Genomic DNA, 26,841 nt, shown 5'->3' on the forward strand with positions numbered 1-26,841 from the left:
CAGTCGCTGGCAGTCGAGAAATATGCCGGAATGGTTATTATGCGCGCAGTAGTAATGGCTCGGGTTCAAGAGCTGAGCGCACTAAACCGTCAGTCGGCCTGATCGATTGACCGTTGCCCGCCTAAGCGGAGTCACGCTGCGGGCCGTCGCTCGCCAGGTTTTTCTTCCAGCGCGATGGCGGCATGCCGAACTGGGTGCTGAACCAGCGCGAGAACACGCTGGTTTCGGCAAAGCCTAGCAATGCCGCGATCTGCAAGATGCTGTGCGTCTGGCTGTTGAGGTAGCGCATGGCTTGCTCACGCCGCACGTCGTTGAGCAGTGACTGAAAGTTCGCGCCTACGTGCTCCAGTTGCCTTTGCAGGGTGCGTGGACTCACGCCCAGGCTCTGTCCCACCTGCTGGATGCTGTTTTCTCCGCGGGGCAGCAGCACATGCAGCGCACGCCGCACATCGTGAGTGACGGTGCCGCTGCCATTGCGGGGCTGCAGGTCGATGTAGTCCTTGGCATATCCGGCCATGTGCGGGTCGCACAGCGGATTGAGTTGGTCCAAATCGCCCTTGCTCAGCACAATGCCATCGAACTCCGAGCCGAACTCCAATGGCGCGTGGAAGACACGTTGGTGAATTTGCATGCTGTTGGGAGCGGGATGCGAAAAATGCACGCTACGGGGTAACCAGCGCGAACCGAGTTGGTGCCGGCACAAGGACAGCAACGCCCCGATTACCATCTCCACTGGCTGGCGCCCGGGGCTCGCCCGCCCCGTAACCAAAGCCACTTGTATTACCGTCACGGTCGGGTATTCCACCAGGTCCAAAACCAGCGAGTCGCTCAGCAGATGGCGGTAGCGCTTGAGTTCTGTCAAAGCGTGGCGCAGCGTCGGCTGGTGTTGCAGCAACAAACTGATCACACCGAAATCAGATAGGCGCCACGACTCGCCCACAAGCAGCCCGATAGATGCGCCGTTTGTCGCCCTGGCAGAGGCTTCCAGCAACTCGGCCAGCGAAGCCTCGGGCACCCACAGATCAGGCGTGAGAAAGCACGTCTGATCCAGGCCAACGTGCTGAATCATGCTCACCGGATCAATGCCTAAGCCGCGCGCGATGGTGGAGTATTTCGAAAAGTTGACACTGCGAACCAGAGTTGTCATGGAGATACTTGTTCGGATGATTGCGTTGCGAGGTTTCCTGCGCGACCACGCGCACCGGCTCACTGCTTCAGCACTGATTTGTAATTTGTATGGTGCATCAAAAAATGACTGTCCGGTGTCATCAATAATAAACGTATGGCGTGTTATGTCAAGCGCGAACCAGGGAGCGGGTCAAGAATAGCTCAACGTAATCAGCATAATAGCCGCATGAGCAAATTGCCGGATACGGGCCATACATACAGGAGACGACATTGGCGAAAATGATTAGGATCAACCGCGTCGACGGCCTCGAATTTCTGCGGTTCGAAGACAGCGATGTCTTCGAATCCGGTTCCGGCGCGATCCGCCTGCACCACGTGGCGACGGATTCGAACTACGCCTACACTAATTCTAACAACGGCACTTCCCCGATCCCCCTGGCCAAGAAAAGCTTCACCCGAACCGCAAGTTAAAAAGCCGCTAAAAGCACGGCGAAATAATATAAGGAGACAATTATGACCCCTATCGACAACGGTACAGAGCCGCAAGACGGCTACCTGACTGGCAAAAAAAACGCGTGGTTTGCCTTTATCATGACCTTCGCACTCATGCTGTTCGACTACATCGACCGGCAGGTGATCGTGTCGCTGTTTCCGCACATCAAGGCGGAATGGCTCCTTAGCGACAAGCAATTGGGTGGACTGGTTTCCATCATCTCCATTGTGGTGGGTCTTGGTGTCATTCCGGTAGCGCTGACGGCGGACCGCATGAGCCGTGTAAAGAGCGTGGTTGTCATGGCAGCCACCTGGAGCCTTGCCACCATCTCTTGCATGTTTGCGGGCAACTATGCCCAGCTGTTTGTGGCTCGAGCCGTTGTCGGAGTGGGCGAGACCGGATATGGCTCGGTGGGCGCGGCGCTGATCTCCAGCCTGTTCCCCAAGCGCCTGCGCAGTGTCTTGCTGGGGGCTTTTTTTGCCGCAGCTTCGCTGGGCTCGCTGCTGGGCGTGATGCTGGGTGGAGTAATTGCCGCCAAATGGGGCTGGAAGGCCGCTTTTGGCGTGGTCGGCGTGCCTGGCCTGGTACTGGCCTTGCTATATCTGCTGGTACGCGATTACAAAACTGTGGAGCTGCCCACAACGTCGGGCACGGGCACCATCAAGCATATTTTCAGCACCCTGATGCGGACCCGCACCCTGCTCTGGACTTGCCTGGCTGCAGCCATGCAAGTGATCGTGATGTCGGCCGTCTGGGCCTGGTTACCTAGCTACCTGAATCGCTTCCATGGCATGGCCCCCGAGGTGGCCGCCAAGCAGGCGGCGCTGGTGGTGCTGGTCGGGGCGGTGGGCTGCGTGTTCTGGGGATTTGTGGTGGACCGTGTCGCCCTGCGTCGGCCTCGCTACAAGTTGGCCACGCTGGCTGTATTGTGTGCGATCACCATGGTGCTGATGCTGGTGGCTTTTTCCTCCTCTCAGTCGGGTGCTGCGCAACTCAAACTGATATATCTGGGCGGCTTTTTTCTGAACTGCACCGTGGGTGTAGTGGCCGGCGTCGTAATGGATGTCATTCACCCCGGCATGCGTTCCACCGGTGGCGCCGTGCTGGCGCTGTCCCAGAATCTTCTTGGCTTTGCCGTGGGCCCGTTCCTGGTCGGTGCGCTGTCCGACAGATTGGGCCTGCAGTACGCCATGGAAGTGATCCCTGTCTTTAGCATACTGGCCGCCGTGTTTTTTATGGTCGCGATGCGCTACTACGATCAGGATGTCCGCCAGGTCGAGAAGATCCGTCTGGATTCTCTCGATGACAAGAAGCAGGTCGAGGACGGACCACTGGATTCTCGTCCAGCCAAAGCTGCCCGATCTTTCACCTGAACTGCAGCGAGAACGAAACATGGCTAAAGAACTCATTATTGATGCGTATTTCGACCTGATCTGTCCTTGGTGCCTGATCGGCAAACGCCATCTGGACCGGGCGCTGGCGGAGCTGGCCCGGACCGATCCTGAGGTGGCGGTGGATGTGCGCTGGCATTCTGTGCAGTTGCTGCCGGATCTGCCAGTCGAAGGTAGGGATTTCACCGAGTTTTATATTCAACGCAAGGGTAGTGCGCAGGCGGTGCTGGAAGGTCAGGAACGGGTCCGGCAGGCAGCCTTGGCTGCCGGCGCCGTGGTGAATTTTTCGATCATCGCGCGCATGCCCAATACGCTGCAGGCGCATCAGCTGCTGGCGTTTGCCAGCACGCGCCAGACGCCCGATCAGCAAACGCAATTGCTGGAGCGCTTGCTGGCCGCGCATTTCAGCTTGGGTGAAGATTTGGGTGAGCGCGCCACATTGCTGGCGATCGCCCAGGACTTTGATCTGCCGGTGGCTGAGTTGAGCCTCTGGCTGGAATCCGGCATGGGGAAGCCGATACCTTTGGAAGTGCCCGGCGTGCCATTCTTTGTTTTCAACCGCCGGCTCTCCTTGTCGGGCGCGCAGCCGCCCGAGGTGCTGCTCTATAGCATGCGCCAAGCCTCTTGAGGCTAAACAAAAGCATTAACTCCGCAAGAAAATTATAAATTCACAAAAATTGATGTGAAAACATCGGGACACTACGGATAAATAAAATGAAAAAAATTATATTGGGATCGATTGCGCTGCTCGGATCCGGCTTGTCGTTCGCACAATCATCGGTCACGGTGTTTGGTGTAGCGGATTCGGCCATCGAATACACGAAGGCGCAAGGAACCGGGGAGATCACGCGGCTTGTGTCGGGCAGCAACACACCAAGCAAGATTGGCTTCAGAGGCAGTGAGGACCTGGGGGGCGGCCTTTCTGCTGCATTCTGGCTGGAGGCCGGTATCTACATAGACACCGGCGGCGGCCAGGTGACCAACGTGAACAACACGCCGTCCGGTGCGCTTCCATCCAGCCTGGCATTCAATCGCCGGTCCACGGTGAGCTTGTTGGGCCGGTTCGGCGAGGTGCGCATGGGGCGCGACGTGGTGGCCAGTTCCCTGAATTATGTCGAGTTCGATACGTTCCGTGGCGTCGGCATTGGTAATTCCAGTGCGGTGATGTTAAGTAACGGCGTGTTTTCCAATGCCACGGCCTTGCGTGCTTCCAACACCGTCAGCTACTTTCTACCGCCCGATCTGGGTGGTTGGTACGGTGAAGTCATGGGCGCCCTTGGCGAAAACCCGTCAGGTCAGGCCACGACAGCTGCCGGCGGTAAGCATGATGGTGACTATTACGGTGCACGTATCGGCTATCGGAAAGCCAACTTGAATGTGGCACTGTCGGCCGGGCGTACGCGCTACGACCAGCTGCCGACATCCAGCGCGGTTGCAGGCAATGTGGATCGCATCAATCTCGGCGCGTCGTACGACTTCGGCATGGTGCGCGTGATAAGCCTGGTCAGCACCGAGCGGCGTGCCCGTGGAACCGGTGGCGTCGCCAGCAACGTCAGCTTCAGCTTGGGCGGCATCGTGCCCAGTGGCCCGAGCGATTTCATCCTGCAGTACGCGCAGGTCAACCAGAATGCGATCGCCGGCAGCCACGACGCACGGCAGCTTTCCGCCGGTTGGGTCTACAACCTGAGCAAACGCACGGCGCTCTACACAACGCTAAGCTGGCTGGACAACCGCAACAAATCGACGCTGTACGTGCTGAATACCACCGGCGGCCTTTCTACACCGGCTACGACGATACCTGGCGGCAATATCACCGGCTTCGATCTCGGCATCCGGCATAGTTTCTGAACCAGGACGGAGCGGTTTGCCGAGAGCGTCACGTGCGACGTCAAAAATTAGTGACTATGGTGCGGTTTCTGTCGTTAAAAGCCAAATCAAAGACATGTAACGTCAAGCGGAAGATGAAACACAGTCAGATAATTTACTCATCGTGACAAATCGACCCGAACGTTTTTTATCGGGTTCGACGTTCTCAATATTCATAATTCAACTTGGAGACCCATTACCATGAACTTCCTTGACGGCCACCTGTATCCCGAGAACCAGCAGCCCCTGATCATTACCGCTGCTCCCTATGCGCCGGGCTGGATTCCTTCAGACTTCCCGGAAGATATTCCGGTCACGATGGAGGATCAGATCCAGAAGGCGGTGGATTGCTACGAAGCCGGCGCCACCGTCCTGCATCTGCATGTACGCGAAGCCGATGGCAAGGGCAGCAAGCGCCTGTCCAAGTTCAATGAGTTGATCGCCGGTGTGCGCGCCCGCGTGCCGGAAATGGTGATTCAGGTGGGCGGGTCCATCAGCTTTGCGCCTGAGGACGATGGTTCTGCGGCCAAATGGCTAAGCGATGACACGCGCCATATGCTGGCCGAACTCAATCCGAAGCCGGACCAGGTGACTGTCACGGTCAACACTACGCAGATGAACGTGACAGAGCATGCCGGTATTGATGACTTCAAGGGCGTTTCGCGTGGATTCCCGCACCTCTATGCAACCTACAAGGACATGATCGTGCCCTCGAATCCTAGCTGGGTCGAAGAGCACATCCGACGTCTGACTGCCGCCGGCATCCAAAGTGAATTTCAATGCTACAACATCAACAGCTTTGAAACGATTGAACGGATGATTCGCCGCGGCGTCTACAAAGGACCGCTGGTGATGAACTGGGTGGCTATCAGCGGCGGTATGGATCAGGCAAACATCTACAACCTGGCCAATTTCCTGCGCGCTGCGCCCGACGGCGCGGTGATCACGGTGGAAAGTTCTGTGCTGAATGTGCTGCCAGTGAATATGATAGGCATTGCCTTGGGCCTGCATGTGCGGTGCGGTATCGAGGATGTGCTCTGGAACCAGACCCGCACGGGCAAGATGAGCTCCGTCGAGCAGATTAAGCAGCTGGTGCGTATCTCCGGCGAATTCGGGCGCCCCATAGCGACCGCGCAACAGGCACGAGAGATCATGAAGATCGGCGTCTTCTACGAGACGGCGGACGAGACGCTTCAGGCCAATGGTTTCGCACCCAATCGTAACGGTGGCAACCAGGGATTCCTGCGCAAGCCGGACTGAAGCAACAGGGGGAGTAGACATCACATCCAGCGTTGGCAGCTGGGTGTGTCAAAGTCAGGGTGAGGGGAAGTCACGGACTGACACGCTGCAAGTGAATTGTGATATTAGATAAAGAACAGGAGACAAAATGGCAAAAGTCGTTAAATTCTACGAAACTGGCGGACCCGAGGTACTTCGTTTTGAGGACGTTGACGTTGGTGAACCGGGACCGGGAGAAGTTCGCATCCGCCACGTGGCAGTAGGTTTGAATTTTGCTGATACTTACTTCCGCAGTGGCATCTACCCGGTTCCGCTGCCCAGCGGTATCGGCAACGAGGCGTCCGGCGTGGTCGAGGCTGTCGGTGCCGGCGTGACGGACTTCGTGGTCGGTGACCGTGTGACCTACACGGGTTTTACCAACACGCTGGGCGCCTACAGCACTGAGCGGCTGATTTCTACCGCACCACTGATCAAGCTGCCGGATGCAATCAGCTGCGAGGCCGCGGCGGCTATGACCATGCGCGGTTTGTCTGCGTCCTACTTGTGCCGCAAGATCTACCCGTTCCAGGGCGGTGAAACCGTATTGCTGCATGCTGCCGCCGGCGGTGTGGGCCTGATCGTTTCGCAGTGGGCCAAATTGCTCGGGCTGACGGTCATTGGGACGGTTTCGACCGACGCCAAGGCCGAAGTGGCACGCGCCCACGGTTGCGACCACATCATTAACTACAGCCATGAAGACGTTGCCAAGCGCGTGCGTGAGATCACTAACGGCGTGGGCGTCTCTGTGGTTTTTGACAGCGTGGGCAAAGACACATTCATGTCTTCGCTGGACTCGCTCAAGCGCCGCGGTTTGCTGGTGTGCGTGGGTACCGCCTCCGGAAAAATCCCCCCGTTTGACCCTGCGATCCTGGCCCGCAAAGGCTCCGCATACATTACCCGTCCAGGTTTGGCCGACTACATCGCCGATCCGGCCGAAAAGGCGGAACTGGTCGATGAGCTATTCGGGCACGTGGCGGCAGGGCGCATCCGTATCGAAATCAATCAGCGTTACGCGCTGGAAGATGCGGTACAGGCGCATCGTGATCTTGAAGGCCGGAAAACAACCGGATCGTCCATATTCGTTATGTGAGACGGGGAGTCTTCGCGATAAATGCACTGTCCTGGCGCTGGAACGGCCGGACAGACCCATTCGGCTGTCATGGCCGAATGGGTGCTGATAAATCAAATCAAAGCAAATCAAAGCAAATCAACGCAAATCAACGCAAATCAACGCAACTAACCTGGTGTGGTTATAGCCAGCTCGCGGAGTCTTTTAATCGCCGGGGATCTTTCATGGCGGCGAAATAATATCGAGAGCTCGGAACGCTCCAGTACCTCGTCCAGCGAAAGATACGTTATTCCTGGCATTGACAGCGATGACACAGAGGCGGGTACTGCCGCAATTCCGAAGCCGGCGCCAACTAGTGTAAGTGCGGTGATGAAATCACGTGTCTGATGTCCGATCTGAGGCGTGAAGCCGGCCTGTTCCCCAATTTTTGCAAGGTGCTTTGCAAATCCCGGCTCTCCGGCAAATTGGGGCACGATAAATAATTCATTTTCCAGATCCTTCAGTTTGATCTCTGGATTCGAAAGAATCGGATGATCTTTCGCCACGGCGATTACCGTCGCTTCACTTCCCAGGCTGACGCGTTCTATCCGGTCCTGGTCACCGGCAACCGTTCGTACGATGCAAGCATCCAATTTTCCTTCTTCAAGAAGCTGTACCTGGAGCGGGCTTTCCAATTCCAGCAAGGTCACGCTGACCAAGGGTGCGGCCTTCCGGTAGCGTGAAAGCAGCATTTGAACTACGCCCGAACAAGCCGCGGAGATCACATAGCCGATTTGAATCGACCCGGCCTCTCCTCGACCGGCTCGCCTAGCAACGATCTTCGCCTGTTCCAGCTGGAATAACGTCATTTTTGCTTCGATAAGGAAGAGTTGGCCTGCCGATGTGAGAGACACGGAACGTTTTGTCCGTTCAACCAGTTTCGCACCCAGTTCCAGTTCGAGCTTTTGCAGTTGCATGCTTAGCGCGGAAGGCGCCAGAGAAAGGGCCTCTGCCGCATGGGAAAAATGAAGATGTTCCGCCAAGGTGATGAAATATTTGAGCTGTCTGAATTCCATGATTAAGGCCTGGCTTTCCATAGAAGGTGTGGTTTGGTTTGCTGTCATCGGTTCTTCACACTACACCCTCCAGGGCGGCGATACTCGCCGCCCTGTGCAGATCTCACGCGGTTGAGACGCAGCTGGCGATGTATTTCCCGATTTCAATCGAGGCCGTTGCGGCTGGCGAAGGTGCGTTACACACATGCAGGCATCGCGTCCCTGGGACGACATGAAAATCGTCAACCAGGCTACCGTCGGATTTCAAGGCCTGGGCTCTCACGCCAGCAGGCGCCGGCACCAGATCCTCCGCTGTAATTTCCGGTATGAGCTCTTGCAAACTGCGTACGAAGGCCGCCTTGCTAACCGAACGAACCATTTCTTGCGCTCCTTCACGCCAATACTTTCCAGCAAGTTTCCAGAAACCGGGAAACATGGCGACCTCGGCCAGGTCGCGCAGATTGATGTCCGTTTTCCGGTAACCTTCGCGTTTAAATGCAAGTACCGCATTCGGTCCCGCCTCGACATGTCCGCCGATCATGCGCGTGTAGTGGACACCTAAAAAAGGAAACGACGGATTGGGTACCGGGTATATCAAATGTTTAACCAAATGCCTTTTCTCAGGCACTATTTCATAATATTCACCGCGGAACGGGACGATCTTCAGCCCCACATTACTGCCTTCCTGTTGCGCAATACGGTCACTGTGCAGCCCGGCGCAATTAATCAGAAAGCGCGCGGAAAATGCGCCTCCAGGCGTTTCAACCTCTACCCGGTCGTGACGATTCCTGACTGCGGTCACTTTTGTTCCCAACCTTACTTCTCCGCCTGCCGCGATCACCAGCTTACCGAACTGTTGGCAAACCTGTTTGTAGTTGACGATGCCGGCGCCTGGAACCGAGATGGCCTCTAATCCCATCACATGCGGTTCGATTTCCATCAGCTCCTGCTTGCTGATGAGGGAGACGTTGAGTTCGTTCTGCAACCCGCGTTGATACAGGTCTTTCAGTTGCGGAACTTGTTCCGGCTTCGTGGCAACGATCACTTTGCCGCAGATGTCGTGCTCGATGTCGTGCGTCTGGCAAAAATCCAGCATGGAGCGGCTACCTTGACGCGCAAACTTCGCTTTGAAACTTCCTGGCTTGTAATAGATGCCTGAATGGATAACGCCGCTGTTGTGACCGGTCTGATGCTGCGCGAGGGTGTCCTCCTTCTCAATCAGAAGAAGTTTCGCCTTCGGAAAGCGTCGCAATACCTCTATGGCACTCGACAAGCCGACAATTCCGCCACCAACGATGATGTAGTCATACAAAGAGTTTTTCATTTTTAAGCTTCCGAAAACATACCGCGCTGACGCATCAGCTCTCGATGGAGATCCGCATTTTTCTGGAACGGCGCCCGGCCGTGCAACCAGAACAGATTATTCAGCATGATCAAGTCCCCTACAGGAAGAGGGATGGTTGCGGTATTTTTAGCACTTTCCATGGAGTCTGATAAATCGTGCAGGTATTGCGCTTGCTCGATCGTTTCCGGTTGTACAAACTGATCGATAAAGCTGATACAAAATTTCCCGTTCATTTTGAAGAATGTGCGGCGCTGGATCATTTGCGCCATATTCTTGCTTGGCGGCGACTTATAAATGAATTTGTACGATGCCAAAGGATGTTCTGCGAAACGCGCCAGATCCTGCCAGTCGTCAAGATGCAAAATGCGAGACTCTCCTCCTACAGCGTTGCGCTCCTCGAATTTCATCATCAACAACCAATCGGTTGCCTCGTCCACGAATGTGCCGTCGGTATGCAGGGTAAAAAGCCGATACGCTTGTCGCAAATACGAATCGCTCTTGTCCGTGTCCTTGACTAAAAAGCGCGCGTAATAAGTACCCGACATCGAATCGAAGTTGCCAGGGCCGATCAAGTGGCTTACTGCCGTGCCAAATTTCACGTAGTCATCCGGGGTCGAAGCCACATTCTGGACTCCGAGGGTAAAACCGCCAGAGTTACGGTCGAGCAGGATTCCGCGGAGCACGTCCTGCAATTGCTGTCCGAACAGCTCCTTGAGCTTGCTGGCCAGCATGAAGCGCATGTGCGGTACGTATTCCAGATGTTGCGCATTGACCTTCGTCGTTTCCTCAAAGAACCTGGATAAGATCGCTTCGTCAAACACGACGTGGTAGAGGCGACCGTGATGAAGATTGACTTCCACATCGAATCCTTGATGCCGTTGAATAAAAGCTTCTTGACGAGCCGCAGGACATTGAGTCATTTCCATTTACTTCTCCCTTAAGTTGAATAGATAAGGGCCAGTCTAGAAATAATGGAGGTTGAAAACAATACACAAGAGAGCTCAAATAATTCAGTTTTTCTGAACAGTGGTCAGCGCCGCAAAAACTACCTGACCGCAGTACGCCGCGGTAAGCCGCAGTACATCGTCAGACCGTTCCGTTATCTTTCAATTTCTGAATTGCGAGATCGGATAAGCCGAGCACGTGGTTCAGCACGCTATCGGTGTGTTCGCCTAACGTCGGCGGTGCAAGCCGGTATTCGACCGGAGTACCTGACAGGCGGATGGGGTTGGCGACCAGCGGTATGGCGCCCAGTTCGGCATGCTGCATTGTGACCTGCATGCCGCGCGCCTGAACCTGAGGATCGGCGAACACTTCGGCCAATGTATTGATTGGCCCGCAGGGTACGGCCAGTGCTTCCAGCGCCGTGATCCACGCTGCGGTGGTGCGCCCGATTGTGATTTTTCGCAGCAGTGGGATCAGTACGGCGCGATGCTCGACCCTGGCCGTGTTGGTCACGAAGCGTGGATCAGCGGCCAGTTCGGGGCAACCTGCTTCCTGGCAAAAGCGGCCGAATTGCCCGTCATTGCCGATCGCCAGAATCATATAGCTATCTTCAGTCGGGAACGCCTCGTAAGGCACGATGCTCGGGTGGGCGTTGCCGAGTCGAGGCGGTACTTTGCCGGTGGCCAGATAGCCGGAGGCCTGGTTTGCAAGGCAAGCTACCTGCACATCAAGTAATGCCATGTCAATGTGCTGGCCGAGGCCCGAAATCTGCCGATGCGCCAGCGCAGCGAGAATGCCGGTACTGGCATAGAGTCCGGTAAGAATGTCGGCGACGGCCACGCCGACCTTCATCGGACCAGCGCCGTCTTCGTTATCGGGATGGCCAGTGATGCTCATCAGGCCACCCAGGCCCTGGACCAGAAAGTCATATCCTGCCCGCGGCGCGTATGGCCCGGTCTGGCCAAAGCCTGTGATGGAACAGTAGATAAGGCCCGGATTGATCGCCTTGAGGGATTCATAATCAAGGCCATATTGCCGTAGCCCGTCGACCTTGTAGTTCTCGATCAAAATGTCCGACTTGGCCACCAGCTCACGCAGCAGCTGCTGGCCATCAGCTGTTGCTATGTCGATGGTGATCGATTGCTTATTCCGGTTGGCGCTCAGGTAATAGGCGGCTAATGAAGTATCGTGTCCTTCCTTATCCTTAAAAAAGGGAGGCCCCCAGGTACGGGTGTCGTCTCCCGCTTTGGGGCGTTCCACCTTGATGACTTCTGCCCCCAGATCCGCCAATATCTGGCTAGCCCAGGGACCAGCCAGGATGCGGGACAGGTCAAGTACGCGTATGTGAGAAAGTGCACCAGCCATGTTATTTGACCTTTTAGTTGAATCCTGCCGCTTTTCCTGTTTCGTTCAGGGCGTCCGCACTCAGTTCGCGAAAGCTGGAATGCCTGTAATCGCGCGGCCAAGGATCAGGGCGTGAATGTCGTGGGTACCTTCGTAGGTGTTCACAACTTCAAGATTAACCATATGGCGGATGACAGAAAACTCGTCCGAAATGCCATTGCCGCCGAGCATGTCGCGGGCAACGCGCGCGATGTCCAGGGCCTTGCCGCAGGAGTTGCGTTTCATGAGGGAAGTCAGGTCGGTTGATGCAATGCCTTCGTCCTTCATGCGGCCAAGCCGGAGGCAGCCCTGAAGGCCGAGACTGATTTCAGTGACCATATCCGCCAGTTTTTTCTGAATCAGTTGATTCGCGGCCAAAGGACGACCAAATTGTTTGCGGTCGAGGACATATTGGCGTGCTGTTTCGTAGCAGGACTCGGCCGCGCCCAATGCGCCCCAGGCGATCCCGAAGCGTGCAGAGTTGAGGCAGGTGAAGGGGCCCTTCAGTCCGCTGGCGCCGGGCAGCATGTTTTCCTTGGGCACGAACACCTGATCCATGACGATTTCGCCGGTGATTGAAACACGCAGGCCAACCTTGCCGTGGATGGCGGGAGTGGAAAGGCCTTTCCAGCCTTTTTCAAGAATAAAGCCGCGTATCACGCCGTCTTCGGTCTTGGCCCATACGACGAATACATCTGCTATGGGGGCGTTGGTGATCCAGGTCTTGCTGCCTGAGAGTTCATAGCCGCCGTCCACCGCGCGCGCACGGGTAAGCATTGAGCCAGGATCAGAGCCGTGGTTGGGTTCAGTCAGGCCGAAGCAGCCTACCCACTCGCCGCTGCAGAGCTTTGGCAGATACTTGTGTTTCTGCTCCTCGGAACCGAATTCGTTGATCGGCACCATGACCAGGGACGACTGGACGCTCATCATTGAACGGTAGCCAGAATCGGTGCGTTCAACTTCCCGGGCGATCAGGCCATATGCAACGTAGTTCAGGCCTGCGCCGCCATATTGTTCTGGAATGGTCGCCCCAAGAAGGCCGAGTTCGCCCATTTCGTTGAAAATGGCGCGATCGGTATGTTCATTTCGAAAGGCGAGCTGGACGCGCGGCATCAGTCGCTCTTGCGAATAGGCGCGGGCTGCGTCGCGCACCATGCGCTCTTCGGCGCTCAGCTGCATATCCAGCAGCAGCGGGTCCTCGTGATTGAATTGAATTTTATGTGTGCTCATGTCAAATCTCCTTTGTTGTACAGGATAGGTTGCTGCCAACCGGCAGCTCCCCATGGTTGATCAATTGAGGCTGATCTTGGGTGTGGCTTTTGTGCTTTATCAGCATGACAGGTAACAGAAGCGTGGCTTTACGTCCTTTGCAGTCAGTCAGCTTCTCAGGCACCCAGCCTCCGATAGGAAAGAATTTGGGCGAAAAAAAACGCAACGCGGAGGCGGCATGTTCGTAGCAATCGCAGCTTGCCCTGTGCTCTTATGGAATATTTAAGGTTGACGCAAGGCATTTAATGCTGTCACATAAAAATTAATTCCTATACGCAGAGTCATGCTAAATGAGACTATTGATAGCGACAACCGAAATTAATGCACCACCGTGTGCGTTTAGCGCACTTCGTAATGTATTTTGTAAATGAGTCAATGAATTTGAGATCATGTTATTTTCCAGGTCTCCACGTTTTTTTTCGAGAAATGCCGGATGCGTAGAAAAATCCCCAATACAACGACACTAGTTGCCTTTGAGTCGGCCGCCAGGCACGAGAGTTTTACCGAGGCGGCAAGTGAACTGTCGCTGACCCAGAGCGCCATTTGCCGCCAGATTGCGAGCCTTGAGGATTTCCTTGGCGTCAGCATGTTCCGCCGCACAAAACGTGGCGTAGTGCTGACAGAAGCAGGGCGTTCCTACAGTCGGCAAATTGCCAACCGGCTCGATGCCGTTGAACGAGATACTTTGTCGATCATGGCGCAACAAGGTATAGGAGTGACCATCGAACTGGCCGTCGTTCCGACCTTCGCTACACGCTGGCTAATGCCGCGACTGGGACGTTTCCATGCGGATCATCCTGGAGTGACTGTCAATCTGACGACGCAGACGCGTCCTTTCCTCTTTGACCAAACTGAATTCGATGCCGCCCTGTACTACGGCAATGCCGGTTGGCCCGGTACCGAGGCACATTTTTTGATGCGCGAGTATCCCGTTCCAGTCTGTAGTGCCGCGCTGATGAACGGCTCGGCACAACTCTCGCCCGATCAGATTGCCAGCTTGCCGCTACTTCAACAGAGCACCAGACCTTACGCCTGGCGCGACTGGTTTCATTCAGTGCAAAGAAAAATTCCACATGACATGACGGGCACGCGCCTTGAACTCTTTACCATGTTAGCCCAGGCGGCTATGCAGGACATGGGCGTGGCCCTTATTCCGACCATGCTCATTGAAGACGAGTTGCAGTCAGGAAAGCTGGTGGTTGCCTGTAATCACTCGTTCGAGGACGAGAAGGCATATTTTCTGATATTTCCCGAGCAAAAGTCAGAAAAAGCGCTGCTGCAGTCATTTCGTGACTGGCTAGTACGGGAAGCGCACGACTACCAGCAGAGCCTGGCGAAGTGAAAGCAGGGCGAAGCCGCGTTAATAAAAACTGCTGAAATCCAGCGCCGCACCAGTCTTCTCAACCAATTCTTCCCTTGTCACGCCGGTCGCCAGTTCAACCACTTTCAAGCCTTCCGGCGTCACGTCCAGCACTGCCAGGTCGGTGATAATGCGGTTAACGACTGCGATACCGGTCAAGGGCAAACTACATGCATCAAGAATTTTGTGGGATGTAGATCCATCCTTCGCCTTCGCGACGTGTTCCATCAATACCACTACACGCTTGACACCTGCGACCAGATCCATCGCGCCGCCCATCCCTTTGACCATTTTTCCTGGGATCATCCAGTTCGCCAGGTCGCCGGTTTTCGACACTTGCATGGCGCCCAAAACAGCAAGATTCACTTTCCCGCCACGAATCATTGCAAATGAATCGGCCGAGCTGAAGTAGGACGATCCAGGCAGCGATGTAACGGTTTGTTTGCCTGCATTGATCAAGTCCGGATCGATCTTGTCGCTGGTTGGAAAAGGGCCAATCCCTAACAGACCGTTTTCCGACTGCAACCACACTTCCATATTCTTTGGTACATGATTTGCCACCAAGGTCGGCAAGCCGATACCAAGATTGACGTAAAAGCCGTCCTGCAACTCCTGCGCAGCACGCGCTGCCATTTCATCACGATTCCATGCCATGTCTATTCTCCGCTTTTATACTGTTTCACCCGGATTCCGGGCAATTAGCGCACTTGATCTACCTGTTGTGCGAAGGGTCAGATTTTGAAATTAATTGCTTACAGTGCGTTGTTCAATGCGTTTCTCAGGCGTCGCATTGACCACAATCCGGTGCACGAAAATACCCGGGGTATGCACCTCGTCCGGGTCGATTTCACCGACTTCAACCAAATGCTCTACTTCTACGATGGTGGTTTTTCCTGCCATGGCAACGTTTGGATTAAAGTTGCGCGCCGTTTTGTTATAAACCAAATTACCGCTACGATCCGCCTTGTAGGCTTTGACCAAAGAAATATCGGCTACTAACGACCGTTCCATAATGTACTGTTCGCCGTCAAATTCGCGCGTTTCCTTACCGTCTGCGACCAGGGTACCCACACCCGTCTTGGTAAAAAATGCAGGAATACCGGCGCCGCCAGCACGTAGTTTCTCCGCTAATGTCCCTTGCGGCGTGAATTCGAGTTCAAGTTCACCGGCGAGATACTGCCGCTCGAACTCTTTGTTTTCACCCACATAAGATGCAATCATTTTCTTGATTTGGCGCGTGGTCAGCAATTGGCCGAGACCAAATCCGTCGACGCCCGCATTATTCGAAATCGCAGTCAGGTTTTGTACGCCTGACTCCATCAAGGCGGTGATCAATGCTTCCGGGATGCCGCACAGACCAAATCCACCGACTGCAATCGTTTGACCATCACTCACGATACCTGCCAATGCGCTGACTGCGTCAGGATAGATTTTATTCATACCGCTATTTCCTCTTGAGTAAATTCAAATTATTTTGTCTTTATATCGGTACCCCTGGTTCAGGCGATACCCAACAGCTTGATCAGGCAAAAGCTGATCACGGACAATACGAGCAAGGACAGAGTGACCACCACGGTGACCCGTCCGCCGGCCTTCAACACCGATCGGGCATCAACGCCGAGTCCGAGTGCAGCCATCGACATGATGGTCAGGAAATTCGCCGATATCTGAGCCGGCTGGATCGCGAAATGCGGGATAAGACCGACGGAGCGCAGCACCATCAACAGCAGGAAGCCGACGATAAACCACGGTACCATCTGCGATAACGGTGGACGGATGCCACTTTCCTTGCGGCCGAACAGGGACAACACCAGCACCACCGGGCCCAGCATCAAGACGCGGACCAGCTTCACCAGCGTGCCGATGTGCGCACTTGTCATTGAGACCGCGCCGGTGGCTGCCAGCACCTGAGGCACCGCGTAGACGGTCAATCCAGCGAAAATACCGTATTGGACCGGCGACAGCGACAGCAACGGCACCAGGAATGGCAGCACCAGCACCACCACGACGCCTAGCACGGCGGTAAAAGCTATCGAGGAGGCGACATCCTTGCCGTCGGCGTTGATCACCGGCGCCACTGCGGCAATGGCCGAGTTGCCACAGATGGAGTTGCCGCAGGCAATCAGGATCGCCATTTTGCTCGGCAGGCCGGCAGCCCGTCCGATGCAATAACTGCCAAATATGGCGATCATCACCACGATCGCGATACCGCCGATCAGGTCGGCTCCTTTGTCCAGAATGGCGCCAGCGCTGACAGATACGCCCAGTAATACTACGGCGATCTCCAGTATCATCTTGGCGCCGAAACGGATGCCGGCTTCGAAGCGCGGACTCAGGCTGAAGCAAGTCCTCACGATACTGCCGAGCAAGATTGCCAGCACCAGGCTTTCCAGCCAGGCGCGACCGAACAGATGCGTTTCCAGGCTTTCCAGCGCAAAGGCGGCTACTGTGACAAACCCGCACAGGGCTAGTCCGGGAAGAAGTGTTTTTGTATTTGTTATTACATTTGCGCTCATTTTACCCGCCCGTTATTACCTAAATGCGATGAGGTGATTATCGGGTGGACAAATTGTGAAGTCCATCTTACAATTTTTCACATTACGTTAAATAAAATCGAACGATTAAATAATGTTGGAACAATGACGCTGGAACAATTACGCATCTTTGTCGAGGTTGCTGAACGCGAGCACCTGACGCAAGCGGCGACGGCCCTCTCACTGACGCCTTCTGCAGTGAGCGCCTCTATTCGCATGTTGGAAAACCGGTACGGCACGCCGCTGTTTAACAGGGTGGGGCGGCGCATCGAGACCAGTGCAGCGGGTCGGATTTTTCTGACGGAAGCGCGAGCCACGCTGGCTAGCGCACGTGCGGCGGAGCTGACGTTGGCCGAATTGGGCGGGCTCACGCGTGGGACGGTGAGCATTCAAGCCAGCCAGACGATTGCCAGCTATTGGCTGCCGGCATTGCTGGTGCGGTTCCGCCAGACGTATCCGCAAATTGAACTCAACCTGACCGTCGGCAATACCCAGCAAGTGGCGCACGCCGTGGTGGAGGGCGCTGCCGACCTGGGATTCATCGAAGGGCACATCGACCAGGCGGCGTTGGCGATAGAAACGGTCGACGAAGACCGCATCGTTGCTGTCGTCGCCCCTGGCCATCCATGGGCAAACGGCGAGCGGCTGAAACCATCGGAATTACTTGCCGGCCAATGGATCATGCGTGAACAGGGCTCGGGCACCCGCTCTGCCTTCGAAGCAATCCTCGAGGAAATCGGAGTCGACCTGGGCGGACTGCAGATCGCCTTGACGTTACCGTCGAACGAAGCAGTGCGCTCGGCCGTGATGGCGGGGCCCTTTGCGACGGTGGTATCGGAACTTGTAGTCGCCTCGCACCTGCAAGCCGGCTTGCTTTGCAAGGTCAACATCGACCTGCCGCCGCGTTCGTTTTACCTGTTGCGCCACAAGGAACGCTACAAAACCAAGGCGTCGCTTGCGCTGCAAGAAGTGATCCAGCAGCGGCAAGCGGTAATGTGAAGCTGAAGCGGACGTCGCTGCAATACAGGGAACTTCAGGAAACTGTCATTGCTCCCGAGTCTTTGAAGATTTCCCTTGCGCTTTACCACTCGCCACGGCGGTGATTCGAGACCCAACGGTACATTCCCATGATATTCAAGACGTGCATCTGGTCATAAGCAATCCACTTCTTCACCTCGTCGCTGAAGTGAACGTTGCGGTAGAGTTCATCCCATGACTGGCCGTTGCGCACAAGATCGAGAATTTGCTGGTGCAAATCGATCATGTAGTCTCGCAGCGCACGTTCATCGTCCTTGGTGGCCGGAGTGTAGTGGCCGACATCGATGACATCCACGTCCTGAGCCAATACCCAGTTCAGGCTCTCGATCCATCCGTCATAGTAGAAATCGAGGAAGTCGTTGTAGGGCATGGATTTGCTTTCGCAGACATCGGTGCACTGCAGCGCTTTGTATTTTGGAAAAAGGATCATCGTCATGCTGTCCGAGTGGCTCGGCGCCACGCGATGGAGCAGTACCTTCTCTCCACCCAGGGTAATCGTCATATCTTCGTCGAACACACGGTCCGGGATAGCAGTCGGAATCCGCTCGCCGACGATGGGTTCCACCGCGCGCTGGTTGGCAACCACGATAGCGCCATCCTGCTGGAATACCTGGGCGCCGCTGATGTGATCGGCGTGGCCGTGCGTATAGACCACATACTTCACCTTCACATTAAAACGACTCTTGATTTCATCGCGCAGCCAGGTGGCTGTGCAAGTCATCGCCGGGTCGATCACCAGCGCACCTTCCTTGGTAATCAGCACCAGCCCGCTGTGTACCGCCAGGCCCGGGCCGGTAGTGTGCCGATACAAGTTTCCCTTGATCTGTGTCAGGCCACGCGGATTGTCGGGGCAGGGGGCGGCCGTGAAGTCCTTGAGTACCTGGCGGTTCGCGTATTTGGAGTGGTCCAGGGGGACGCCGTTGTCGCTTGCCCGTCCGGCGCCCGTCAGCGTGAAGAAGAGCGCAGTGACCGTGGCGATAAATGAGAATAATTTCATTTTATAAGATCTCCTCTGAATATTTTCATATTGCACTGCAAAAATCCACGTGGCTTGTTGATCTGTTCTGGTTCAACTACCTTCAACGTCGTCGATATTTCTTGCGTGTGATTTGATCATGGAAAACGAGGCATGAATTCATCATGCCTCACCTCGGCATCAAGGCGTATTTCCCCGGCCCGGTGACTGCTAATAGCAACAGGCCACCCATAATGCTGACGTTTTTTAGAAAATTGATCTTTTGCGCGTCACGCTCCGCACCGGTTGCGTCCCAAAAGCGGTGGCCGATCAGCGCGGTCACAAAGGTGAAGACGAAGTACAGCAACGCCAGCGGACCGGTAAACACGCCAACCACCAGCGCAATGGCGATGAAACATTCCATGCCGATCGCGGCGACGGTAGATAGCTTTGGCAGCGGTGAGCCGGTCGACGCCATATACGTAGCCGTGGCAGAGAAATTGGTAAGCTTTCTCCAGCCGGTCGTAAGAAAAAGCACCATCAGCAGTACGCGTGCCAGCAAGATCAATACGTCGTGATAAGCGAGTATCAGGTCGTCGAGCATGTTTCCTCTCCTTGTCGGATAGTTTTGGGGCGGGAAAACGTATGCGATGTTGCGTATCCTATGTCGAAATTTGACTACCGTGTACAGATTTATCCAACTTTCAGTTTGGTGTTCATATCGGCGTTGGCCGCCGGTCACTACGAAACCGGCATTAACATTTTTTGCCTTGACGAAAATAGAAAACTCGCCGAGCATGGACTGATGCCGCAATCCATCTCGATATATGCGGCTAGCGGCACCACGACGTTCTGACGACGCTTGCACACTACCATCTTGATTCCCATGAAAGGAAAATCAACATGATGCTCGAGTGGAATGACTACCAGAAAGAGTTGATGACCCGCATCGGCGAGATTGGCAAACTCAGCCCGGACACCCTGCGCGGATATCAGGCACTTTCCAATGCCGGCCAGAAGACAGGAAAGCTGGATGCCAAGACGCGCGAACTGATTGCCCTGGCGGTGGCCGTTACCCGTCAATGCGATGGCTGCATCACAGTTCATACCGACGCCGCAGCCAAGCATGGCGCCACCGTCGAGGAAATCGCCGAGGCACTGGGCGTCGCAATCGCGGTCAATGCTGGCGCAGCGATGGTGTATTCGGCACGGGTGATGGATGCCTTTTCAGTCAAACACCCCTAAGTCTACACTGCAGTGCAGCACCGGCAACTGATCGGGGAGGGCGCATGAGGGAAACATTTAGCGTTGCTTGTAGCCTGCGTGCCAGATCATGGTCATCTGCTCGATTGAACTCTTGAAACACCGCCAACGGGATCACCGATCAGGCGGAGTGCCATCAGCTGTCGCTGGAGTAAACCCTATTTGTTCTCTAATCAGACTGACTGTACTGATGGCAGGCTTGCGCCATTCCTTTTGACCTTCTTGTGGGATAGGAACGCACTATGGATCATCCTGGAAAAGCCGCTGAAATCTCCACTTCCCCCAATCTCGCACGACGCACATTGCTGGCCGGTTTGCTGTCCGCTTATAGCGCCTCGCTGATCCCGTGGGCGCTGGCGCAACCGGTGACCGACGCCGGCCAAGGCGCCTTTGTGGCGGTTTCCGCGATCCTCGCCGGACGTCAGGCTCTTGATGCGGTGCAGGCAAAGCGCCTGTATGAAGCGCTCACCGCGGATGATGCCGGTTTTCCTGCAGCTGCGCAGGCATTGCTGGCATTGATCAATGAGCGAAAAATCGACCCTCTCGCATTGCAGAAAACACTCGACGACGAGCACTCGCCGCTAGCCGCAGTGCCGCGAAAAATCGTGACAGCCTGGTGCATGGGCATCGTCGGCGATGGCGAGAAGGCGCGCTGCATTGCCTATGAAACCGCACTTAACGCCGTGATCGTCGAAGATGTGCTGAAACCACCCACCTACGCCTATGGCGTGTATGGAAGCTGGGCAAAAAAACCACTCTAAGGAGCGCCAGATGTCGGAACAATTGTCGGCTGACTTCGTTGTAATCGGCTCAGGAATCATTGGCTCGTTGACCGCACTCAAACTGTTGAAACAGGGGGGCTCGGTCGTGATCCTGGAGGCAGGTCCGCGGGTTAACCGCGGCCAGATCGTTGCCCGCTTCCGCAACTCTCCGCGCAAGGGCGACTGGATGTCGCCCTATCCATCCGTGCCATCCGCGCCGCATCCGATTTACCAGCCCAAGGACAGCGGTTATCTGGTGCAGGCCGGTCCGTATCCCTATCCCGCCGAGTACATCCGTCAGGTTGGCGGAACCACCTGGCACTGGGCTGCACAGGCCTGGCGCGTGGTCCCGAATGACTTGCGTATCAAGAGCTTGTACGGGGTCGGAGTCGACTGGCCGATGACCTATGAGGAACTCGATCCCTTTTATCAGGAAGCGGAGGAGATCATGGGCGTGTCGGGTGCGCCCGACACCGGCTCGCCACGCAGCAAACCGTTCCCGATGGAGCCCGTTGCAGAAACCTGGGCGATGCGTCGTTTCCGCGAGCGGCTGGCGCCTGGCGGCTATGAAGTCGTCGCCAATACGACCGCACGCAACAGCCGGTCTTATGATGGCCGGCCGGCCTGCTGCGGCAACAATAGTTGCCAACCGATTTGCCCGATCGACGCCCAATATCACGGCGGTCTGGCAGCGGAAGCCGCCGAAGCCGCCGGCGCCAAGCTGATCCCGAACGCCAACGTCTACAAGATCGAACATGATGCACAGGGCCGCATTGTCGCCGCGCTCTACTACGATCCTGACAAAATTTCACATCGCGTCACGGGTAAAACTTTTATTCTCGCGGCTAATGGCATTGAAAGTCCGAAGTTGTTGCTGCTGTCGTCCAGCGACAAATACCCCCACGGCCTGGCGAACAGTTCCGACATGGTCGGCCGCAACCTGATGGACCACCCGAGCACGTCACTGACGTTCTATGCCGAGGAAGAGTTGTGGCTTGGGCGCGGGCCGCAAAGCCCCAGCTCTATCAACACCCTGCGCGATGGGGCATTCCGTTCCGAGCATGCGGCGTATCGTCTTGATTTCACCAATATTTCGCAGGTACTGGCTTCGACCCAGGCATTGATCGCCGAAGGTGTGTATGGCCCGGAATTCGAGAAGCAGTTGCGTTATCGGGCGGCGCATCAGGTCAATGTCAAGAACGTCCTGGAAGTGTTGCCCAATCCGGAAAACCGCATCACGCTCAGCGACCAGAAGGATGCCATGGGCATCCCGAAACCGCAGGCGAGTTATTCGATAGATGAATACACGCGGCGCGGGGCAGAGGCGTCGAAAGCTGATTTTGCGCGGATTGCGGAATTGATGGGAGGAAGCGATCTTCGTTACAGCGCGGAAGGCAATTTCGCCAATAATCAACATATCACCGGCACCATGGGGATGGGCAACGATCCTAAAACTTCGGTGGTCGACGGCTTCGGACGCACCCATGACCACGAAAACCTGTTCATCGTCAGCACCGGCGTCATGCCGACTGCGGCCACCTGTAATTCGACCCAGACCGGAGTCGCGTTGGCGCTCAGAACTGCGCAGCACATATTAGAACAATTCAACGTGCGTACGCCAGCCCCGGCTACGTCGAAATCCTAATCGTCAAGGTAGCCTTCAATGAAATTGATGACACGCTTGCACGTTAATCTCGGCGCCACCGTGCTGGCGCTGGCGAGTTTCAACGTTTGCGCTGCTACACCGCCAGAGCCCGGCAATGCCGATCTGGTCAAGCGCGGCGAATATCTGGCTACCGCCGGCGATTGCATCGCCTGCCACACCGCACCTGGCCGTAAGTCCATGGCCGGCGGCCTGTCGCTGCCGACGCCGCTCGGCCCCATCGTTTCAACCAATATCACACCCTCGAAAACATACGGCATAGGTAACTATACGCTGGAACAATTCAGTGATGCCCTGCGCAAAGGGATACGCGCTGACGGGCGGCATCTCTATCCGGCGATGCCATATACGTCGTACGCGAAAGTCACGGACGACGATGTACAGGCCCTGTATGCGTATTTCATGCAGGCAGTTGCGCCGGTCGATGCCGCCGCTCCCGCCACGGCGCTGCCTTTCCCGTTCAATATCAGGCTTTCGATGGCGGGCTGGAATTTGCTGTTTCTGGATAAGCAACCGTTCACCCCAGATGCCGGAAAAAGCGCGGAATGGAATCGCGGCGCCTATCTGACTCTTGGACTCGCGCATTGCAGCACCTGCCACACGCCACGCAATATGCTGATGGCGGAAAACCTGTCGCGTGAACTTGGCGGTGGCGAGGTTGGCGTCTGGCACGCGCCCAACATTACGTCGGATGCAACCAGCGGCATCGGAGGATGGAGCGAACAGGAAATTGTCGATTACATGCACGTCGGCCATACGGCCAACAAGGCGCAGGCAGCAGGGCCGATGGCAGAGGCGGTCGATAACAGCCTGCGACACCTGAGCGACGGCGACTTGCGCGCAATTGCCACATATCTGAAGAGTGTGCCGGCACAACACGATGCAGCTGATACCCGCGCGACATACGCATGGGGTGCGGCTGCCGATGATCTGAATAGTATCCGCGGTGTGGCCTTACCCACGGATCCGAACCAGATGACTGGCCCGCAGCTCTACGACGCCCAGTGTGCGACTTGTCACCAGGCCCGCGGCCAGGGAAGTTTTGATGGCGGTCTGCCGCCACTGTTTCACAACACGGCGCTGGGCCGGACCAACACCAACAATCTGGTGATGGTGGTGCTTGAGGGCATACAGCGGAAGACCGAATCGTCCGAAGTAGTGATGCCTGGTTTCAAAAAGGAATTGTCGGATCAGCAGATTGCGACACTCGGGAATTACCTGACCAGGAATTTTGGCAACCCCGCAGCCGTGGTGAGTGTAGATCAGGTGAAAACGCTACGCGCAGGCGGCAGTGCGTCCAACCTGGTGGTGGTGGCAAGAGTGGGAATCGGGGCGTTCATCATCGTGATCATCGCCGCGATTTTCGGATTCAACAGGCGGAAGCGGCGCAATGCGCAGAAGCCAACGTGAAAATGTGAGTGGTGTTGCCGGCGCTAACGTGCGCCGGCCTGGTTTTTTTTGGCTAGCCTGTCGTGACTATCGTGATAGCAATGATAGATTCAGCGGCATTGACGAAATAATTTTTTATGTACGTCAACGCACAGACCCCGCACTGATTCCTGCATATTCTGACCTCAATCGTGAAGCGCCGATGTGGCAAGCCCCAAGGCCTTGCTCGCTGTCGGCTGCCGATACGGTCGTGCAGTAGCGGTGGCTTGATCTACCGACGCCCATCCTTGTAGCCAGAGACTGATCAAATCTGGGTAGCTACCCACAATAACGTGCGTAGTTCTGGTTAGTCAAACAAAGGAAATCCTCATGCGGTACTCAATGCAACTTGTCGCAATATTAGCGACACTCACGCTGGCCGGATGCTTTACGCTGCCCACGGGCCCAGCCGGACCACAAGGCGCGACCGGTTATACCGGCGCAACCGGTAACACCGGATATACAGGTGCAACCGGTCGTCCCGGAGCAACTGGCGGTACTGGCGCAACCGGAGATACGGGTGCGACCGGCAGCACTGGATATACAGGCGCAACCGGGGATACCGGCGCAACTGGCAGCACCGGATACACGGGGGCTACCGGTAGTACAGGCGCCCGAGGTAGTACCGGCGCCAAAGGAAGCACTGAAGCTGGAACCGTTGTGGTTATACCGGCTCGTTAACTGAGCTCAAGGCGAATCCAGGCTGACATAGATGGATTCGCCAACAATTGAAACTACCTGCGGGATGGGAAGAGATTGTCGTCCCGTTGCACACATGGACAGATCATGACGAAGATGCGGGGTCAGGAGATCTTGACGCGTTTTCCATTGCACGTGGCTCTGATCGCTTTTTGACACCAATACAATGATTTTTCCCGTTGCGGCTCACAGCCGGTTAGCAGGCACATGATGGTAACGCCCAGCATGTATAGCTTGAGCCACCAGGCCATCCGGAATTCAATCAGATCAGCGGCGTCGTTATCCTGATGTAAGAATGTTGCATCGGGATGCGTATCTGGCTTGGCATTCATTTTTCGCCCCTCGTTGTGGTTCACCGATTCAGTTCAATTTCAAACCGCGCTCAGGTGAATCTCCGGATACTTACGTGATTGATTATCTTGCCGACGCCGTCTATACGCCTGATCAGCGCCAGGTTGCGATCGATCTGAGCCCGGCTGTCAGCGAAGCCGTTCAATACAACCTCGTCCTTTCGCGTCTGGATTCTTATATCAAAATTGTCCATGTCGCCACTCGCCGCCAAAGCGGTTTTAATTTTAGTTGTGAGCGCTGAATTCTCAGCCGGGGCGCTGGTCCTGGTAAGCGGTGCGATAACGGGCATGCCTTCAACATTGTTGCAGCCTGATAAAGCTGCCGGCAACGCAAAAACAGTCAGTGTGGCCAGGAGTGCAAAGCGGCTGGTGGGCGTAATCATGATTTTTCAGTACAAGGTAAGAGAGTCCCAATCGATGTACAGGATTTTGATCTTCGCCATGATTTATCTCTGTTCGTCAGCGCACATAGGGTGACAACATCCTGACGCTGTCTTTTCCCGGCGTGGATAACAATTGACGCAATGTGGGATAGCGAACGGATAGGAGGCCAAATAAGTTTTATAAGATCATTCATTGGGTGAGTAATGCGGAATTCATCCTCGTTGCATTCGCTATTCCACACTCGCTCAATACTCAGAAGAGAGAACGATCATGGAAAAATATGTGCTGGGATGGATTCTGGGCTTACCGATAGTGATGTTGACAGTGCTCTATTTTTTGGTGCACTGATCGGCTGAATTTGTTGTTGTGTACACAAAATTCTTTATTGAATCGTCGCCTCACAAAAAGGATGGCAGCATGGGAATCGAATGGTTTAACGGATGGGCCGGACGGTACGCAGTGACCCCGGAAAAATTGGCGAAAAAAGAATTAAGCGATGCGCGCCTGTCATTATTCCAGTCGGAACGACAGTTGCTGGAAGCGGGGATGCGGGTCGATTACCATCGCAACATTCTGGTTTTCCTCGAAGCCATTGCTGCCGACGGCGTAGAAAGCGTCGCCGACAGGCAGAGGCCGCAACAGCCGTTTCCAGCGCAGCAAGCTCCTCTTGTGCTGCATCAGATCTTGCAAGAAGAACCAGGCGATACCAGGCGAGCGATACGCGCTGGGAAGGCGGGTTAATAGCAAGCGATAGTTTTAAGTGGCAAGAGCTGAAGGAGCTGAGGGCGTAACGCAAAGTAGCGTTGTCCAATTCAGAGGTTGTTTTTCTTTGTTTTTGGGGAACATCATGATTATGTTTCTGAACCGTTCTGCCCGATTAGGCGTTTTCGCCGCGAGCGCCCTGCTTGCCTCTTTATCCGGCTGTAATAAAACAAAAGACATGTCCGCAAGTCAGCCGCCGGTCGTAATCGATACTGCAGCTGACGACGCATTGATTACCGCCAAGGTGAAAGCAGCATTATCTGTGAGTGATGATCTCAAAAGTCTTGATTTGCAAGTGCAGGCGCAGAATCACGAGGTTACATTGAGTGGTTTTGCCAATAATCGGGATCAGGTTGATAACAGTATCGCTGTCACCAAGGCCGTGGACAGGGTAACCAACGTAGTCAACCATATCACCATCAAAAAATAAGAAACAAGAAATC

General features: G+C 55.4%; 28 protein-coding genes. 15 read left to right on the forward strand and 13 right to left on the reverse strand.

What is annotated here, in order from left to right; translation table 11 throughout:
• Window positions 1-121 precede the first annotated feature (121 nt).
• Window positions 122-1,147, reverse strand: a complete 1,026-nt coding sequence (locus BM029_RS02395; RefSeq protein ID WP_092432295.1) for an AraC family transcriptional regulator — start codon at window positions 1,145-1,147, stop codon at window positions 122-124.
• Window positions 1,148-1,407: 260 nt separating this feature from the next.
• Here BM029_RS02395 and BM029_RS02400 point away from each other — a divergent pair, with 260 nt between their 5' ends.
• From BM029_RS02400 to BM029_RS02425, 6 genes are all read left to right on the forward strand, one after another.
• Window positions 1,408-1,599, forward strand: a complete 192-nt coding sequence (locus BM029_RS02400) for a hypothetical protein (RefSeq protein WP_139217192.1) — start codon at window positions 1,408-1,410, stop codon at window positions 1,597-1,599.
• A gap of 42 nt (window positions 1,600-1,641) precedes the next feature.
• On the forward strand, window positions 1,642-2,994 hold the full coding sequence (locus tag BM029_RS02405; protein WP_092432298.1) for an MFS transporter: 1,353 nt from the start codon (window positions 1,642-1,644) through the stop codon (window positions 2,992-2,994).
• 19 nt (window positions 2,995-3,013) lie between these two features.
• Window positions 3,014-3,640: a DsbA family oxidoreductase gene (locus tag BM029_RS02410; protein WP_092432299.1), complete on the forward strand. Its 627-nt coding sequence runs from the start codon at window positions 3,014-3,016 to the stop codon at window positions 3,638-3,640.
• 86 nt (window positions 3,641-3,726) lie between these two features.
• Window positions 3,727-4,860 carry a porin gene (locus BM029_RS02415; RefSeq protein WP_092432301.1) on the forward strand — a complete coding sequence of 378 codons (1,134 nt, stop codon included), beginning with the start codon at window positions 3,727-3,729 and terminating at the stop codon, window positions 4,858-4,860.
• Window positions 4,861-5,079: 219 nt separating this feature from the next.
• Window positions 5,080-6,138 carry a beta-keto acid cleavage family enzyme gene (locus BM029_RS02420; RefSeq protein WP_092432303.1) on the forward strand — a complete coding sequence of 353 codons (1,059 nt, stop codon included), beginning with the start codon at window positions 5,080-5,082 and terminating at the stop codon, window positions 6,136-6,138.
• A 127-nt stretch (window positions 6,139-6,265) separates the two neighbouring features.
• Window positions 6,266-7,246 (forward strand): quinone oxidoreductase family protein, encoded by a 981-nt coding sequence (locus BM029_RS02425; protein WP_092432305.1) that lies wholly within the window; start codon window positions 6,266-6,268, stop codon window positions 7,244-7,246.
• A gap of 146 nt (window positions 7,247-7,392) precedes the next feature.
• Here the strand turns inward: BM029_RS02425 and BM029_RS02430 are convergent, their stop codons facing one another.
• The 5 genes from BM029_RS02430 to BM029_RS02450 form a co-directional block, all read right to left on the reverse strand.
• A complete protein-coding gene (locus BM029_RS02430) occupies window positions 7,393-8,328 on the reverse strand; it encodes a LysR substrate-binding domain-containing protein (RefSeq protein WP_092432307.1) in 936 nt (311 codons plus the stop codon).
• Between the two features lie 55 nt (window positions 8,329-8,383).
• Window positions 8,384-9,583 carry an L-2-hydroxyglutarate oxidase gene (lhgO, locus tag BM029_RS02435; RefSeq protein WP_211482428.1) on the reverse strand — a complete coding sequence of 400 codons (1,200 nt, stop codon included), beginning with the start codon at window positions 9,581-9,583 and terminating at the stop codon, window positions 8,384-8,386.
• 2 nt (window positions 9,584-9,585) lie between these two features.
• A complete protein-coding gene (gene glaH, locus BM029_RS02440) occupies window positions 9,586-10,530 on the reverse strand; it encodes a glutarate dioxygenase GlaH (protein ID WP_170850956.1) in 945 nt (314 codons plus the stop codon).
• A gap of 160 nt (window positions 10,531-10,690) precedes the next feature.
• Entirely contained in the window at window positions 10,691-11,914 is a 1,224-nt protein-coding gene (locus BM029_RS02445; protein ID WP_092432308.1) for a CaiB/BaiF CoA transferase family protein, read from the reverse strand.
• Window positions 11,915-11,974: 60 nt separating this feature from the next.
• Entirely contained in the window at window positions 11,975-13,162 is a 1,188-nt protein-coding gene (locus BM029_RS02450; RefSeq protein WP_092432309.1) for an acyl-CoA dehydrogenase, read from the reverse strand.
• Window positions 13,163-13,634: 472 nt separating this feature from the next.
• Here BM029_RS02450 and BM029_RS02455 point away from each other — a divergent pair, with 472 nt between their 5' ends.
• A complete protein-coding gene (locus tag BM029_RS02455; RefSeq protein ID WP_092432310.1) occupies window positions 13,635-14,543 on the forward strand; it encodes a LysR family transcriptional regulator in 909 nt (302 codons plus the stop codon).
• A gap of 18 nt (window positions 14,544-14,561) precedes the next feature.
• Here BM029_RS02455 and BM029_RS02460 read toward each other — a convergent pair whose 3' ends face one another.
• From BM029_RS02460 to BM029_RS02470, 3 genes are all read right to left on the reverse strand, one after another.
• Window positions 14,562-15,215, reverse strand: coding sequence for a CoA transferase subunit B (locus tag BM029_RS02460; protein WP_092432312.1), 654 nt, complete (start codon window positions 15,213-15,215; stop codon window positions 14,562-14,564).
• 90 nt (window positions 15,216-15,305) lie between these two features.
• Window positions 15,306-16,001 (reverse strand): CoA transferase subunit A, encoded by a 696-nt coding sequence (locus BM029_RS02465; RefSeq protein ID WP_092432313.1) that lies wholly within the window; start codon window positions 15,999-16,001, stop codon window positions 15,306-15,308.
• Window positions 16,002-16,060: 59 nt separating this feature from the next.
• Window positions 16,061-17,077, reverse strand: a complete 1,017-nt coding sequence (locus tag BM029_RS02470; protein WP_092432315.1) for a YeiH family protein — start codon at window positions 17,075-17,077, stop codon at window positions 16,061-16,063.
• 123 nt (window positions 17,078-17,200) lie between these two features.
• On the opposite strand from BM029_RS02470, the gene BM029_RS02475 reads away from it, so the two are divergent.
• Complete coding sequence (locus BM029_RS02475) at window positions 17,201-18,094, forward strand: LysR family transcriptional regulator (RefSeq protein WP_092432316.1); 894 nt, start codon at window positions 17,201-17,203, stop codon at window positions 18,092-18,094.
• A gap of 82 nt (window positions 18,095-18,176) precedes the next feature.
• On the opposite strand, the gene BM029_RS02480 is transcribed toward BM029_RS02475, so the two are convergent.
• Window positions 18,177-19,130 (reverse strand): MBL fold metallo-hydrolase, encoded by a 954-nt coding sequence (locus BM029_RS02480; protein WP_092432318.1) that lies wholly within the window; start codon window positions 19,128-19,130, stop codon window positions 18,177-18,179.
• 148 nt (window positions 19,131-19,278) lie between these two features.
• A complete protein-coding gene (locus BM029_RS02485; protein ID WP_092432319.1) occupies window positions 19,279-19,692 on the reverse strand; it encodes a DoxX family protein in 414 nt (137 codons plus the stop codon).
• 302 nt (window positions 19,693-19,994) lie between these two features.
• On the opposite strand from BM029_RS02485, the gene BM029_RS02495 reads away from it, so the two are divergent.
• The 5 genes from BM029_RS02495 (at window position 19,995) to BM029_RS02515 (ending at window position 24,888) form a co-directional block, all read left to right on the forward strand.
• Complete coding sequence (locus BM029_RS02495) at window positions 19,995-20,333, forward strand: carboxymuconolactone decarboxylase family protein (RefSeq protein WP_092432601.1); 339 nt, start codon at window positions 19,995-19,997, stop codon at window positions 20,331-20,333.
• A 260-nt stretch (window positions 20,334-20,593) separates the two neighbouring features.
• Window positions 20,594-21,112 carry a sugar dehydrogenase complex small subunit gene (locus BM029_RS02500; RefSeq protein ID WP_092432323.1) on the forward strand — a complete coding sequence of 173 codons (519 nt, stop codon included), beginning with the start codon at window positions 20,594-20,596 and terminating at the stop codon, window positions 21,110-21,112.
• Window positions 21,113-21,122: 10 nt separating this feature from the next.
• Window positions 21,123-22,757 (forward strand): GMC family oxidoreductase, encoded by a 1,635-nt coding sequence (locus BM029_RS02505; RefSeq protein ID WP_092432324.1) that lies wholly within the window; start codon window positions 21,123-21,125, stop codon window positions 22,755-22,757.
• Between the two features lie 18 nt (window positions 22,758-22,775).
• Window positions 22,776-24,185, forward strand: coding sequence for a c-type cytochrome (locus BM029_RS02510; protein WP_244544869.1), 1,410 nt, complete (start codon window positions 22,776-22,778; stop codon window positions 24,183-24,185).
• Window positions 24,186-24,669: 484 nt separating this feature from the next.
• Window positions 24,670-24,888, forward strand: a complete 219-nt coding sequence (locus BM029_RS02515; RefSeq protein WP_305764561.1) for a hypothetical protein — start codon at window positions 24,670-24,672, stop codon at window positions 24,886-24,888.
• Between the two features lie 118 nt (window positions 24,889-25,006).
• On the opposite strand, the gene BM029_RS02520 is transcribed toward BM029_RS02515, so the two are convergent.
• Both BM029_RS02520 and BM029_RS02525 read right to left on the reverse strand, forming a co-directional pair.
• Complete coding sequence (locus BM029_RS02520) at window positions 25,007-25,234, reverse strand: hypothetical protein (protein ID WP_092432329.1); 228 nt, start codon at window positions 25,232-25,234, stop codon at window positions 25,007-25,009.
• A gap of 50 nt (window positions 25,235-25,284) precedes the next feature.
• Complete coding sequence (locus tag BM029_RS02525; RefSeq protein ID WP_092432331.1) at window positions 25,285-25,635, reverse strand: BON domain-containing protein; 351 nt, start codon at window positions 25,633-25,635, stop codon at window positions 25,285-25,287.
• Window positions 25,636-26,053: 418 nt separating this feature from the next.
• Here BM029_RS02525 and BM029_RS02530 point away from each other — a divergent pair, with 418 nt between their 5' ends.
• Window positions 26,054-26,377, forward strand: a complete 324-nt coding sequence (locus tag BM029_RS02530; protein ID WP_092432335.1) for a hypothetical protein — start codon at window positions 26,054-26,056, stop codon at window positions 26,375-26,377.
• Between the two features lie 106 nt (window positions 26,378-26,483).
• Window positions 26,484-26,828: a BON domain-containing protein gene (locus tag BM029_RS02535; RefSeq protein ID WP_092432337.1), complete on the forward strand. Its 345-nt coding sequence runs from the start codon at window positions 26,484-26,486 to the stop codon at window positions 26,826-26,828.
• The last annotated feature ends 13 nt before the right edge of the window (window positions 26,829-26,841 follow it).

This window comes from Collimonas sp. OK607 (assembly GCF_900111995.1).
Classification (GTDB): domain Bacteria; phylum Pseudomonadota; class Gammaproteobacteria; order Burkholderiales; family Burkholderiaceae_D; genus Collimonas.

Excerpts from the sequence above, each read along its gene's own strand:
- BM029_RS02395 (WP_092432295.1), bottom strand. The coding sequence starts at position 1,147 with ATGACAACTCTGGTTCGCAGTGTCAACTTTTCGAAATACTCCACCATC.
- BM029_RS02400 (WP_139217192.1), top strand. The coding sequence starts at position 1,408 with ATGATTAGGATCAACCGCGTCGACGGCCTCGAATTTCTGCGGTTCGAA.
- BM029_RS02405 (WP_092432298.1), top strand. The coding sequence starts at position 1,642 with ATGACCCCTATCGACAACGGTACAGAGCCGCAAGACGGCTACCTGACT.
- BM029_RS02410 (WP_092432299.1), top strand. The coding sequence starts at position 3,014 with ATGGCTAAAGAACTCATTATTGATGCGTATTTCGACCTGATCTGTCCT.
- BM029_RS02415 (WP_092432301.1), top strand. The coding sequence starts at position 3,727 with ATGAAAAAAATTATATTGGGATCGATTGCGCTGCTCGGATCCGGCTTG.
- BM029_RS02420 (WP_092432303.1), top strand. The coding sequence starts at position 5,080 with ATGAACTTCCTTGACGGCCACCTGTATCCCGAGAACCAGCAGCCCCTG.
- BM029_RS02425 (WP_092432305.1), top strand. The coding sequence starts at position 6,266 with ATGGCAAAAGTCGTTAAATTCTACGAAACTGGCGGACCCGAGGTACTT.
- BM029_RS02430 (WP_092432307.1), bottom strand. The coding sequence starts at position 8,328 with ATGACAGCAAACCAAACCACACCTTCTATGGAAAGCCAGGCCTTAATC.
- lhgO (WP_211482428.1), bottom strand. The coding sequence starts at position 9,583 with ATGAAAAACTCTTTGTATGACTACATCATCGTTGGTGGCGGAATTGTC.
- glaH (WP_170850956.1), bottom strand. The coding sequence starts at position 10,530 with ATGGAAATGACTCAATGTCCTGCGGCTCGTCAAGAAGCTTTTATTCAA.
- BM029_RS02445 (WP_092432308.1), bottom strand. The coding sequence starts at position 11,914 with ATGGCTGGTGCACTTTCTCACATACGCGTACTTGACCTGTCCCGCATC.
- BM029_RS02450 (WP_092432309.1), bottom strand. The coding sequence starts at position 13,162 with ATGAGCACACATAAAATTCAATTCAATCACGAGGACCCGCTGCTGCTG.
- BM029_RS02455 (WP_092432310.1), top strand. The coding sequence starts at position 13,635 with ATGCGTAGAAAAATCCCCAATACAACGACACTAGTTGCCTTTGAGTCG.
- BM029_RS02460 (WP_092432312.1), bottom strand. The coding sequence starts at position 15,215 with ATGGCATGGAATCGTGATGAAATGGCAGCGCGTGCTGCGCAGGAGTTG.
- BM029_RS02465 (WP_092432313.1), bottom strand. The coding sequence starts at position 16,001 with ATGAATAAAATCTATCCTGACGCAGTCAGCGCATTGGCAGGTATCGTG.
- BM029_RS02470 (WP_092432315.1), bottom strand. The coding sequence starts at position 17,077 with ATGAGCGCAAATGTAATAACAAATACAAAAACACTTCTTCCCGGACTA.
- BM029_RS02475 (WP_092432316.1), top strand. The coding sequence starts at position 17,201 with ATGACGCTGGAACAATTACGCATCTTTGTCGAGGTTGCTGAACGCGAG.
- BM029_RS02480 (WP_092432318.1), bottom strand. The coding sequence starts at position 19,130 with ATGAAATTATTCTCATTTATCGCCACGGTCACTGCGCTCTTCTTCACG.
- BM029_RS02485 (WP_092432319.1), bottom strand. The coding sequence starts at position 19,692 with ATGCTCGACGACCTGATACTCGCTTATCACGACGTATTGATCTTGCTG.
- BM029_RS02495 (WP_092432601.1), top strand. The coding sequence starts at position 19,995 with ATGCTCGAGTGGAATGACTACCAGAAAGAGTTGATGACCCGCATCGGC.
- BM029_RS02500 (WP_092432323.1), top strand. The coding sequence starts at position 20,594 with ATGGATCATCCTGGAAAAGCCGCTGAAATCTCCACTTCCCCCAATCTC.
- BM029_RS02505 (WP_092432324.1), top strand. The coding sequence starts at position 21,123 with ATGTCGGAACAATTGTCGGCTGACTTCGTTGTAATCGGCTCAGGAATC.
- BM029_RS02510 (WP_244544869.1), top strand. The coding sequence starts at position 22,776 with ATGAAATTGATGACACGCTTGCACGTTAATCTCGGCGCCACCGTGCTG.
- BM029_RS02520 (WP_092432329.1), bottom strand. The coding sequence starts at position 25,234 with ATGAATGCCAAGCCAGATACGCATCCCGATGCAACATTCTTACATCAG.
- BM029_RS02525 (WP_092432331.1), bottom strand. The coding sequence starts at position 25,635 with ATGATTACGCCCACCAGCCGCTTTGCACTCCTGGCCACACTGACTGTT.
- BM029_RS02530 (WP_092432335.1), top strand. The coding sequence starts at position 26,054 with ATGGGAATCGAATGGTTTAACGGATGGGCCGGACGGTACGCAGTGACC.
- BM029_RS02535 (WP_092432337.1), top strand. The coding sequence starts at position 26,484 with ATGATTATGTTTCTGAACCGTTCTGCCCGATTAGGCGTTTTCGCCGCG.